Source organism: Pseudobacter sp. (assembly GCF_051955275.1).
Classification (GTDB): Bacteria; Bacteroidota; Bacteroidia; order Chitinophagales; family Chitinophagaceae; genus Pseudobacter.
Genome location: NZ_JBQCGW010000219.1, coordinates 1 through 12,748 on the forward strand (window position 1 = coordinate 1; position 12,748 = coordinate 12,748).

The window sequence follows — 12,748 nt, forward strand, 5'->3', positions numbered from 1 at the left end:
ACCATGGAAGGGATCTGTTTGATCTTTTCGGCTTTGGTGCCATACACTACGCGGAAAGTGAATACAACGCGGCGTTCTTTCATCTTTTTATAGTTGTGCACCCGGGAATTGGTGAGGTCGGTATTGGAACAGACCAGCTGCTCCCCGCTGAGGGTACGGATACGGGTGGTTTTGATGCCGATGTATTCAACGGTGCCCAGCTTGTCGTCCATGATGATAAAATCGCCCGTCTGAAAGGGTTTGTCGAAAAAGATGACGAGATAACTGAAGAGGTCACCCAGGATGGTTTGTGCAGCAAGCGCAATGGCGATACCGCCGATGCCAAGCCCCGCCACCAGGGTGGTGATATTGTACCCAAGATTGTCGATCAGAAACAGGAAGCCGGCCACCCAGATGATCACCTGGATGATGAGCAGGATGCCTTTGGATTGTTTCCTGCGCTGGTCGCTGTCCTGTTTAAGAAGAGCGCGCTGGAAAATATAAGCGATGAAACTGCTGACAATTCTCAGGACATAAAAAGTGCAGGTGATCATCACCGTTACTTCCAGCAACCTGTTGAGCTTTGCAGGTAAGCTGAGATAATGAAGGCCGCTGTAAACGGCTACTACATATAAGAGAGGCATCACGGAGCGGGTGATGGCGCTGAGTATGAAATCATCGAGACCGGTTTTTGTTCTTTCGGCAAAGGAGCGGAGCTTTTTCAGAAAGAGCAAACGCATGATACGCAGCATGGTTACCAGCAATATGATGATACCCAGGGCTATCAGCCAGTGCTGCACTGTATTCTGCAGGAAGGTATAATTCAGTATCTCTTTCATGTGTAGATCCTTTAAGCGATGAGCATTTCCGTTTGTACTGACGCGAAACTATCCGCCTGATCTTGGCAGGCGATTAAGCTCAGGTTAAAATGCAATTAAGGCGTAGCCTGTGAGCTTTTCAGCAAAGGATCTTTGAGCTTTTGAACAAAACGGCGGGCAGCGAAGCGATCTACCTTTGTAGTACAAAAACCGAATATTATGACTAAAGTATGGTTCATAACAGGCAGCTCCCGCGGACTGGGACGCCATCTTACAGAAGCAGTTTTGAGAATTGGGGATTCAGTAGCGGCCACTGCACGTAATATCAGTCAGCTGGATGAGCTGGTACAGCAGTATGGCAACCAGATCCTGCCTTTGCAACTGGACGTTACAGACTATGAGCAGGTGTATAAAACAGTGGACGAAGCCGTGAAGCATTTCGGAAAGATCGATGTACTGGTGAACAATGCAGGCTTCGGCATCGTGGGCGCGGCAGAAGCTTTTACGGATGAACAGGTGCGAAGCCAGCTGGAGACCAATCTTTATGCGCCTGTTGAGATCACACGCGCCGTGCTGCCTTATATGCGTAAGCAACAGGCAGGTCGTATTATCCAGATCAGTTCCGTGGGCGGACGCGTAGGCAATGCCGGACTGACCATCTACCAGGCAGCCAAATTCGGACTGGGTGGATTTACTGAAGCACTGTCGAAGGAAGTGGCGCCGCTGGGAATTTTCGTGACCAGTGTGGAGCCCGGAGGTTTCCGTACAGACTGGGCCGGCGCATCCATGAGTTATGCCAAAGAGATAGAAGGATATACATTGGTGAACCAGCGTACGGAATTCATGAAGTCAGGTAAGTTCATTCCTGTGGGAGATCCGGAGAAAGCCGCGCAAGTGATCACTGAACTGGCTGTACATCCCGCCCCGCCTGTGCACCTGGTTTTAGGCAGTGAAGCCATCGGCATCCTTCAGCATGCCAATGCGCAACGTGATGCAGAAATGGCAGCATGGATGAGCACCAGTCTGTCCACCGATCATGTGGATTCGCAGGACTTTGCTGCCACGGCAGCCATCATGCTGGATACAGAAAAAGCGAAATAAAAACAGGAATCGATAAATTTGTGATATGGCCGGTAACAATGCTGAAAGACCCTCTATTGCTTATTCCTGTTATCATGCACGCAACCGCGAAGGAGAGCAGTTTGTTCCTGAACATGTGTTCAGCTGCCAGCTCACGGGTACGCTTACGGTGAATACCGGGGTAAAAGAATACGTTTTCAGGGAAGGCGATTTCAGGTTCATCAGGAGGGACCAACTGATCAAATTCATAAAACAGCCACCTCCCGATGGAATTTTCCAGAGCATATCCATTTATTTAGACCAGGAAACACTCCGCAAATTCAGCATGGAATCCGGCTACAGTGCCGAACCGGGCAGACATCAAGCGGATGCTGTTACCATACTGAAGCAGGAACCCCTTATCAAAAGTTATATGGACTCCCTGCTTCCCTATGTGCAGCCTAACCAGCTGATCAATGAACAATTGCAGCAACTGAAACTGAAGGAAGCCATCCTCATCCTGCTGCAATGCAGGCCGGATCTGAAAGACATTCTCTTCGACTTCCGGGAGCCGGGCAAAATAGACCTGGAGGAATTCATGAACCGGAACTATAAGTTCAATGTGCAGCTGAAACGTTTTGCCTATCTCACAGGCAGAAGCCTGGCCACTTTCAAACGCGACTTCGAACATATCTTCCATACCTCTCCCAGTAAATGGTTGCTGCAAAGGAGACTGCAGGAAGCGCATTATCTCATCAGCGAAAAAGGGAAAGCGCCTTCGGATGTTTACCTCGATACAGGATTCGAGGACCTTTCCCATTTTTCCTTTGCCTTCAAAAAAATGTACGGCGTGCCTCCCTCCCGTTTGGCGGGCTGATAAGGCCGCTTTGTACATTCCCTGACGGATCTGTTCAAGCGTATCAGTTATTTTATTATTATTGCAGTGCACAAGATGAATCACTTCTTCAAAATATTCTATTCGTACATGGCATTCCTGCGGAGCGCCTGTGCGAACGTGCCATAGTCTTCAGTTTTTCCCCTCTTATTTATTGTCAGGTATGTTCACAGGTTGATCATTCAACCCGTTATTATTCATTCTAAATAATTTATTGTGAAACGAATTGCTGTTACCGGCATGGGTAAGGTAGGCTCCCTTGTGGGCACTTTACTGGCCGATATGTTCGATGTTACCGGCATCGACAGGCAGGCGCCCGCCAGTCCTGTAAACTTTCCCGTCAAAGAAGGCAATGTTGCCGACCCAGCCGCTATAAAAACTTTGCTCAGCGATCAGGATGCGGTGGTATCCTGCCTCCCCTGGCACCTCAACCTGGCGGTAGCACGCGCCGCACATGAACTGGGTATCCATTATTTTGACCTTACTGAAGACGTTGCCACCACTACCGCTATCCGCGAAATGGCAGAAACCGCCAAAGGCGTGATGATCCCGCAATGCGGCCTGGCGCCGGGTTTTATCGGAATCGTAGGTTCACAGCTGTCTAAATCATTTACCAAACTCAGGGATATCGAGCTGCGCGTAGGCGCACTCCCCCGCTATCCAAACGGATTGCTCGGATACTCCTTCACCTGGTCTCCCGCTGGTGTGATCAATGAATATATCAACGATGCTGAAGTGATCCATAACGGCGTCCGCAAAATGGTGCCCTCCCTGGAAGGACTGGAAACCATCAATATTGAAGGACAGGAATTTGAAGCCTTCTCCACTTCCGGTGGACTGGGCACCCTCTGCGAAACGCTGGAAGGCAAAGTGGACACGCTCAATTACAAGACCATCCGCTATCCGGGCCACGCCCGCCTGATGCGCTTCCTCCTGTATGAGCTGATCCTGAAAGAGAAAAGGGAGCTCACAGAACAGATCCTCACAGAAGCCAAGCCCCCCGTGAAAGAAGATGTCGTATATGTATATGCGGTAGTAGAAGGATGGCAAGGCAGCAACCTGAAACGAGAGGAGTTCTACCGCGCTTACCATCCCAAAGATATCAACGGACGCAACTGGCGCGCCATTTCCTGGACCACCGCCGCCTCCGTGGCAGCCGTTGTTGAGATGGTATCCAAAGGCACCCTGCCCTCCAAAGGCTTTGTAAAGCAGGAAGATATCGGTCTGGATGACTTCTACGCCACCCGCTGGGGCAGGCTTTATGCTGAAGGATAATCTACTCTATATATTTCATGTCTTGTACCAACCAAAGGTCCTGCGCAATGCAGGGCCTTTTTGTTGCCCGGAGAGCAGTCGCCCGCGTCCCCGCGAGTGACCCATATTTGCTCGCCTCTGGCGAGCCCCTTTCCAGCACATTCATGACTTTTTAACCCCCGGTTTCTCCTATTCACAGTACATTTGTACTGCTTGAAAATGTTAATGTACCATGAATAAACACCTACTCATAACGGGATTAGGGATGTTATTCCTGTCGGCCCTCCACGCGCAGAATAAAGGCTCCTATTCAATCCCCAGAACCGCCATGGTGCCGCTTCCGGCTACCAGCTCAGTCAATCATCTTCCTCATTTACAGATCGATAAGCACCTGGTCCGCCAGGATGATCTTGTTACCGGGATCAATGCCAACGGAGACACCTTCTTCACCGGCGGCTTCAAACGCAACCAGCTCCATGGCAACTGGAGCAGTTCTTATCCTTCCGGCAGTCTGATAGATTCAGGAAGAATGGAAAAATCCATCCCTGATGGGGAATGGAAAAGCTGGTACCCCGATGGCCGCCTCCGCACCATCCGGACCTACAATGCGGAGAAACTCGCCTACGTAAAAAATGAGATCATCCGGAAAAATGGTCGCAGTACCTTTTACGTACTCACCGATATCGCAAAACAGAATGCAGCAGCCGCCAACCAGATGATGACGGCCTCCTACTCTTTTCATGCGCTCGATAATCCCGCACCATTATCCAGTTCACTCGAAAAGCGTGTGATCAATAACGTTAGTCATACCAGCTACCTGGCACCATTCACTGAATGCCTGCACCATGGACTGTATATGAATTTCTTTCCCGGAGGCAATATGAAAGACTCTGGTTATTACAAGAATGGCGTGCGTGACGGCCTCTGGAAAGAATGGAACAGTGATGGCAGCGTGCTGGCCATGGGGCAATACAAACATGGGAAGCCGTACCGCGACTGGAAATTCTACAACCGTCAGGGTAAATTGATGTATATCCACCTGTATAACGAAAAAGGAAAACTGAAAGACGTTATCAAGAGAAAGGTGTAGCCTACAGGGATGCTCTTGCTACCTTAAAAAAAACAGAATCGAATATATTCATTTGATCACGAAGCGGTCAAACCCCTGCGCCACCAACTGCTCATAAGCACTCCAGACATCATCCGGGATCTCCTGGTAGATCTGGAACCCTTTGGCAGGATACACTTTGATGCGTTGCAGATCCCCTACCATACTGTTGATGAAGGTCTCCATGGGAATTTCTTCAGTAGCATAATCCTCAAAAGCAATTCGCGGAGAGGTTACTGACAATTTCTTTTGAGGCCAGTGCACTTTGAACGTTGCCAGGCTGCGCCTCTCCATATATGGCTTCTGCACCACAATGAAACTTTCCACTTCTTTGTTCTGTTCCTTCAACAGCTGTTGTGTGAACAGTATATTCTCGCCGGTATTGGTGCTCTTGTTTTCTGTAAGAATGGCGGAAGCCGGTACGCCTTTTTTCATTGCCACTGCTGCAAACCGTTCAGCTTCTGATTCAGACCAGATATCCTTTGTGATCTTACCCAGGCCACCGGAGAATACTACCAATGGGGCATACCCTTCCAGGTACAACTCTGCTGCGCGTTCCGCCACGCGGAGATCATGTGTACCGAGCGCCAGGATACAATCGGACTTTGTGAGCGTCTGATTGAGTACATGGTAATCCCAGAGTTGCTTTGCCAGTGCCTGAATATCAGAGTTGATCATAAGGCATAAATATAGGAAATAAAATTACGGGGAATGACCGGTCGCTCGCCTCTGGCGAGTTACTTATATTGGTTCGCTTCCGGCGAACATCGTGTCGCCGGGAGGCGACGGAATAGAAGTCAATCGCGGGGACGCGAGCGACTGGGCACACCCGAAGTAAAACCTACTTTGCTATTTTCAGCAGATCCAGGATCATAAAGCTCTTTGCCTCCCTTCCTGCCAGCATCAGCTTATTTCCATCCACAGCAATGCCGTACACTCGTTTCAGCAGAGGATGCAGGAAAAAACCTTTCACCTGCATATTGCCATCAGGCTGCATTTCCAGCATCGATACAGAATTGCTTACTGAGTTCAGCACAAAAGCCCTGTTCCCGTAAAATGCGATCCTGCCCGGGCCACGCATGCCCGGATCCTTGATATGCTGCACTGCACGAGGTATCAACGGATCAGAGATATCAAAGCTCCAGACCTGACTGGCATTATAAGCAGTCATATACAGATGATGACCATGAATGGCCAGTGCACAACTCCCTTTCATCGTCACGGAATCAAGGATCTTAGCCGTGATCACAGGTTTTGTTTTATCGGTAATATCCACTGCTATCACGGATGAGCCCGGACCATAACCCGCCAGGTAGAGTACATTCTTATTCACCAATGCCGCAAAAGCACCATCACCGGTGTGAAAGCTGCTCACGATCTTCGGTGTTGCCGGTTGACGCACATCCAGGATATAGACCTTGCTTTCCGAACTATGTGTCACATAAGCATAACCATCTTTGATGATGATTTTACGGAGACGGGTATAATCCGACCTGTAGAAAGGAAGATAAGTCCCCTGCCCTCCCACTGAAATGCTGGCCACTTTCACGGGCTTGTAAGGATCATTCACGGTATACACGCTCACCAAATGATTGGTCATGGACAACACATAGAGGTAGTTCCCGGTTATCGCCACACTGAATGCATCCAGGATATCCCTGTCTTTTAAACTGTGCGCCAGCAAAGGTTTTGCAGGTTTCCTGCAATCGATGATGGCTACATTGTTCCCATCCCGGCAGGGAACATAGGCAAAGCCACGATCCATCAGGATATCTTCCGGTTCGTTCAGTGCATTCACATCCACCAGGCTGCCAAGGATCTCATTACCTGAAAGCAGGTTGTTTGCAGATCCGGGTTGTAAAACAGGATCTGCATTCCATTGTTCCAGCCGGGCCGCCAGTTGAGCTTTATGAAAAGCATTACGCACAATGAATCCTTTGTTGGTACCGGACAGGGTGATCACAGAGTCTGCTGTTTCCACGCGGATGCCATGATCCAGCCAGTCGCCCGTCACTGTAGGCAATGTATCGAGGGAATACCAGGTTTTCCCATAATTAACGGTGATGTATACCTGCTTCTTTGAAGTATAGGTCCCGTAGAATGCAGCGCCGTAGGCGATGTTCACAAAATCATCAGCTGCTCCATCGAGCGTGGCAACAGAATCCCACACATAACCCAGGTTGGTGCTGCGATACACTGTTCCATTCTGATCAGCCTGCAGCAGGTTGCTCACGCCCATGTATTCCGTGGCAAACAGCGCAGTCCTGGATAATTGCTGCATTTTGTTCCAGGTGATGCCATCATCGATGCTCTTGTAAACCACGCCCTGCCAGCCATTCACCACAATGCCATTACCCACTCGTTCCAGCCTGTACAAGGCATTTTGCGATACAGCGCCCATATCCTGCCAGTTAATGCCTTTATCCGTTGAACGGTAGATATGCCCGCCATCGGAATCTGTGTCCGTTACCAGCAAACTGCCCAGCCTCGTATACATGATGGCATAGGAAGCGGCATATACTTCACGGTTCCTGTTCTTTGGCAACAATTTTTTCAGCAGTTTCCAGGTTTTGCCGCCATCTCGGGTGCCCCAAACTTCCGCAGTTCCGGTGAGGATATAGAACTCGCTCCTGTTGCCGGTTTCCGCAATACAGGTGATATCAGCGGTTACAGGCTGCGCCAGAAAATTCCAGGTCAGTCCATTATCATAACTGATATACATTTTCCCTTTATTGACGCCACGTGCTGCGCAAAGCACCACCTCTTCATCAAGCTGGCGGATGGCATCTATCCTGCCTCCCGCGGCCACTTCAGTAAAACTCCGGTTGTTGAAATAACTGATTATTTCAGCACTGTCCTTATGTATGCCTGTTTTCTGCTGCGCAAGGAGCGCAACAGAAAACAGGACTTGTATCAATAATAAGAAAGTTGATTTCATGAAAAGAAGATTGATGAATGATTAAGGCTGCCACCACAACTTATGGTTCATTTGATCTCCGCCCATTCTCCTGGCAGCATCTTCATAATTGACTCTGTTGAGAGATTGCTCACTCAGCGGATATGGGATCCTGGTGGGTACTTTACCATCATTATCACTGGCAGGTCCTGGCACCAGCAAAGGATATCCGGTACGGCGGTATTCATTCCATGCCTCCATTCCGGTGAAGTACAGTGCAAAGAATTTCTGTAAACAGATCTTAGACAATTGTCCGTCGTATTTCACACCTGCTTGGTCAAGGTAACTGTTATTGAATTCAGCACCCCAGTATCCAAAGGAAGCTTTGATAGCATCATTGTAGAGCGCTTCAGCATTGCCGGCGAAAAATCCCCGCTGTGCTGCTTCAGCTTTCAGGAACAACACTTCAGACCAGGTGAGCCAGATGGCAGGCTCAGTGGTGCTCTGGAAGCGTGTTCCGAGGTACGACTGGAAATTGAAACCTCCATTGTAATTGGCTGATTCGGTTACTGGCAATGAATTCGGCAGGCCTACATACTGCGGGTTACCGGTAGTTGCACTGGCATTGGTTGGCCTCGCAAACTGAAACAGGCGGCTGTCGCTGAACTTCTTCAGGGAGTCCACAATAAAGGCGCTCACTGATTTGTATTTGAAATCGAAATCACGCACATAAGCCGGGGCCAGTGGATATACATCAGGAAGACTGCCGCTGTAACGGTACTGGAAATTATCATCATTGCTTTCCATCATCGGATATTGATTGGGGGCGGAAAGCATGGTTTGTATATCCGTTGCTGCAGAAGCCAGTTTTCCGGAAGCACGCATCAGCAGACGCAACCGGAGACTGTTGGCGAATTTCTGCCAGCGCAACGCATTGCCTTTGTACACGGGATCACCACCATAGGCCAGCGTTTCAGATGCATTGAATGTTCCTGCCACAGCAGCCAGTTCTTCCAGCATTCCTTTGTACACCTCTTCCTGCGCATTGTATGCGGGCGTGAACTCCTGATCTGATGCACCTTTTCCGGCATCACGATAAGGGATATCACCATAGGTATCTGTCAGTACAGAGAAGATATACACTTTGAGCACCCGGGCCATGGCCTTATAGTTACCAAGACCTACGCCTTTATCGCTCATGGCAATGATATCATCCAGATCACGAAGCCTGTTGTACAAATTCCAGATCCCATTGCTGTTGGCTGGTTGTAATTTAAAACGCTGCACTTCCGTGAACGTATTGTTCATGCAGGTATACTGTATCAGTTCGTTGTTGAGCTCAAAAGCATTGAGCACAAGTGTGTTGCTGGTATTGTAGATCACCTGTGGCAGTACCACGCCCGGGTTTACGGCAGAAGGAACATTGGGATTGATATTGTTCACTTTGGAACAGGCATTCAGTCCAACCGTTATGATGAAGAGTATGATTAAAGTTCTCATATCAGATTTTTTAGAACGTAATTTTCAGATCGAAGCCGATGCTTCTTGTTGAAGGAATCTGGGCATTTTCGATGCCCGGTACCACCGTACCACCGGAAACGAAAGAGGTTTCAGGATCGATGTTCGGCACATTGGTGAAGAGCAGCAGGTTGCGGCCTGTGAGGCTCAGCGCAGCTGACTGTATCCATTTGCCACGGAGATATTTCGCAGGCAAACGATATCCGATCATCACTTCACGCAGTTTCACATAAGTGGCGTCAAAGGTGCTCGACTCAACATTTGGACGTTTGTAATAACCTCTATAGTAAGTATAAGCGGCAACACGCTCTGTGTTGGGAGCCCAGCTGCCATCAGCTTTCTGCACCACACCATCACCGATGATCCCTTCTTCCCTGCCGGGCAGTGTATTGGCCAGACTGCCGGCTTCCGTACCTGTTACGTAGGTGAATGAATAGATCTTTCCACCGAACTTGCCATCGAAGAGGAAGTTGAACGACCAGTCTTTGTACCGGAAGCTGTTCCTGATACCACCTATCCAGTCAGGATTGTAATTACCCAGCCTGATGGTCTTGCTGGTGAACACCGGCACTCCCCCTTTATACACTACTTTGCCTTCATCGTTGCGCAGCAGCCCTACGCCATAGATATCGCCCATTCTTCCCCCTACTCTTGCTTCGATAGTAGCGCCCTGTGCAGTAGCCATCACGTAGCTCTCCACTCCGTCGGCCAGTTCCACCACTTTGCTTCTGTTGGCAGAAGCAGTAAAGGTCACATCCCATACCATTGCAGATTTCACAGGAGTAATACCCAGCACGGCTTCCCATCCTTTGTTATTGATCTTACCTGCATTCATCACTTTGGCTCCGTAACCGGTAGCAGTGCTCAAAGGACTTCTCAGGATCTGGTTCCTGCTGCTGGCAGAATACCAGGTGAGGTCCAGGCTTACCCGGTTATTGAACAACTTCAGTTCCGTTCCCACTTCAAACGATCCGGTGATCTCAGGTTTCAAAGCTGTGTTGGGAATCACGGAGGGAAGCCCAACAGTTCCCGGCAACGTGTTGTACTCATAATAAGCGCTGGTCTGGTAAGGATCAGTATCATTACCTACCTGTGCGTATGAGAAGCGCGTCTTCCAGTAATTGAGCACTGCAGATCGCAGGGAAAAGATCTCCGTCATCTGTGCACTCAATGAAGCAGAAGGATAGAAATAAGAGTTATTGCCTTTGGGCAGCGTGCTGGACCAGTCGTTACGCGCGGTCAACTGCAGGAAGAGCATATTGCGGAAATCGATATCGGCCAAACCATATAAACTGTTTACCCTTTTTACGGTATTGATCTCCTCCACCAATGGTCTGCTGGAAGCATTACCCAGGTTGTATACATTGGGGATCACCAGTCCGTTTGCTGTTACGATATTGCTGCTGGTATTGATCTGAAGATTGTTGCCACCAACACTGGCAGTGATCCTGACATCTTTCAGCTCAGGTACGTTATAGGTCAGCAGGAAATCAGAGTTACGCTCGAAGTAATCAACATCCTGTCTCCGGTACAAACCATTGATGGCAACCACTGAACCGATGGGCCTTTGCGATGCCCTGTTCTCTCCTGAATAATCGATACCTGTTCTCACCATCAGGGAGAGATTCGGCAGGATGGAATAATTCAGGAAGGCGTTACCGAAGAAACGGTTCCGCTTCATGCTGTTCAGCTGCTCATGCATGGTCATATACGGATTGTCGCCCCAGGTAAAGTAGTAGTTCTGTTTGATGCCCTCCTGTCCCCTGATCCAGTAATCCCTGAACCAGTTCATGCTGGCATTACGTTCCGTCCAGATGAAATTGTAAGTAGGAGAAGCACCGCCATAACCGATCACAGGAAGGTTATCGCTATAGCTGTTGATATAATTGATATTAGCGTTGAAGCTGAGTTTGGAGCTCAGGTTCACTGTACTGTTGGTATTGAACTGATGCCTGTTCAGCTCCGTATTGGGCATGATACCCGTTTGGTGGTAATTATTATAAGAAACCCTGAAACTACCTACCTCACCGGCTTTCTGAATGGATATACCATTCATCATGGTAAGACCGGTAATGTAAAAGTCTTTTACATTATCAGGATATGCCTGCCAGGGAATGGCCGTGCGTTTGCCATCCGGACCGATCGGCGATCCGAACTGAACGAAGCTCTGTCCCCTGAAAGGTGCACCCCAGTTATGTCCTGAGTTGGAGGTATTAGGGCCATCAGGTCCGTCGCCATAAGAATAATACTTGAGGCCAACACCTGTACCACCACCGTATTCATTCTGGAACTCCGGAGTTTTCAGCACCCGGTCGATAGCGATATTGCTGTTCACGGATACCCCCAGCCTGTTGCTTTCAGCAGCTTTCTTTGTTTTGATGATCAGTACCCCGTTTGCAGCTCTTGATCCATAAAGGGCAGCAGCGTTGGGACCTTTCATGATGCTGATGCTTTCAATATCATCAGGATTTATTTCAGCGCCGCCACTTCCATAATCGATAGAGAGGTCACTGGTGCTGGAGGTTCCCAGGTTATTATTGATGGGAACGCCGTCCACTACCACCATGGCAATATTCTTGTTGATATTGAGGGATGATTCACCGCGGAGCACAATGCGGTTGGATCCCGCCAATCCGCCGGATACCTGCGTCATATTAAGACCGGCTACCCTGCCCTGCAGGCTGCTCAGCACGTTCCCGCCTTTCACGGTATTCATATCATCCCCTTTCACTTCCTGAACTGCGTAGCCAAGTTTCCTTTTGGCTTTGGCAATACCCAGGGATGTAACCACAACTTCTTCCAGGTCTTTATTCAGCTGTTTCAATTTTACCAGCAGGGAGTTGTTCTCTCCTTTTTTAATTACCAGATCTGGAATAGTGTTCGCTTGATAGTTGACGTGAGTAAAATAAATATCATATTTAACACCTGTTTTCAGACCAGCGGTACTGAATTCTCCATTTTCATTGCTGTTGGAATATTGTGCTTTTCCATTCTTATCCTGCGGTCTGCACTCGATGCTGACGCCGGCTACGGGTTTATTGGCTTCATCCACGATCATGCCTTTGATATTACCATCCTGTGCAAATGCTCCGGCAGGAAGTAACGCCAGCAGACATAGCAGTTGCACTGCTGAGATCTTTACAAATTTTAAATACTTCATACTATTTGGTTTGGGCAAAAGATCTCCTGCACACTCCCGGGTGTATGCTTTTCAATCTTTA

9 protein-coding genes are annotated in these 12,748 nt (G+C 48.9%); 4 read left to right on the top strand and 5 right to left on the bottom strand.

Annotated features, from left to right (window positions below):
* Positions 1 to 818, bottom strand: an 818-nt coding sequence (locus ACTHMC_RS18940; protein WP_440415443.1) for a mechanosensitive ion channel family protein, incomplete at its 3' end; no start/stop codon positions are given.
* A 198-nt stretch (positions 819 to 1,016) separates the two neighbouring features.
* Between ACTHMC_RS18940 and ACTHMC_RS18945 the strand changes: the two genes are divergently transcribed.
* The 4 genes from ACTHMC_RS18945 to ACTHMC_RS18960 all read left to right on the top strand — a co-directional run bounded on the left by ACTHMC_RS18945 (position 1,017) and on the right by ACTHMC_RS18960 (position 5,095).
* Complete coding sequence (locus ACTHMC_RS18945; RefSeq protein ID WP_440415445.1) at positions 1,017 to 1,898, top strand: SDR family NAD(P)-dependent oxidoreductase; 882 nt, start codon at positions 1,017 to 1,019, stop codon at positions 1,896 to 1,898.
* Positions 1,899 to 1,923: 25 nt separating this feature from the next.
* On the top strand, positions 1,924 to 2,733 hold the full coding sequence (locus ACTHMC_RS18950) for a helix-turn-helix domain-containing protein (RefSeq protein WP_440415447.1): 810 nt from the start codon (positions 1,924 to 1,926) through the stop codon (positions 2,731 to 2,733).
* Between the two features lie 234 nt (positions 2,734 to 2,967).
* Positions 2,968 to 4,026 carry a saccharopine dehydrogenase family protein gene (locus ACTHMC_RS18955; RefSeq protein ID WP_440415449.1) on the top strand — a complete coding sequence of 353 codons (1,059 nt, stop codon included), beginning with the start codon at positions 2,968 to 2,970 and terminating at the stop codon, positions 4,024 to 4,026.
* Positions 4,027 to 4,237: 211 nt separating this feature from the next.
* A complete protein-coding gene (locus ACTHMC_RS18960) occupies positions 4,238 to 5,095 on the top strand; it encodes a toxin-antitoxin system YwqK family antitoxin (RefSeq protein ID WP_440415451.1) in 858 nt (285 codons plus the stop codon).
* Between the two features lie 48 nt (positions 5,096 to 5,143).
* Here the strand turns inward: ACTHMC_RS18960 and ACTHMC_RS18965 are convergent, their stop codons facing one another.
* The 4 genes from ACTHMC_RS18965 to ACTHMC_RS18980 form a co-directional block, all read right to left on the bottom strand.
* A complete protein-coding gene (locus ACTHMC_RS18965) occupies positions 5,144 to 5,791 on the bottom strand; it encodes a YdcF family protein (protein ID WP_440415453.1) in 648 nt (215 codons plus the stop codon).
* A 163-nt stretch (positions 5,792 to 5,954) separates the two neighbouring features.
* Entirely contained in the window at positions 5,955 to 8,051 is a 2,097-nt protein-coding gene (locus ACTHMC_RS18970) for a hypothetical protein (RefSeq protein ID WP_440415454.1), read from the bottom strand.
* Between the two features lie 21 nt (positions 8,052 to 8,072).
* Entirely contained in the window at positions 8,073 to 9,509 is a 1,437-nt protein-coding gene (locus ACTHMC_RS18975) for a SusD/RagB family nutrient-binding outer membrane lipoprotein (RefSeq protein ID WP_440415456.1), read from the bottom strand.
* A 10-nt stretch (positions 9,510 to 9,519) separates the two neighbouring features.
* Complete coding sequence (locus ACTHMC_RS18980) at positions 9,520 to 12,687, bottom strand: SusC/RagA family TonB-linked outer membrane protein (RefSeq protein WP_440415458.1); 3,168 nt, start codon at positions 12,685 to 12,687, stop codon at positions 9,520 to 9,522.
* Between the last annotated feature and the right edge of the window lie 61 nt (positions 12,688 to 12,748).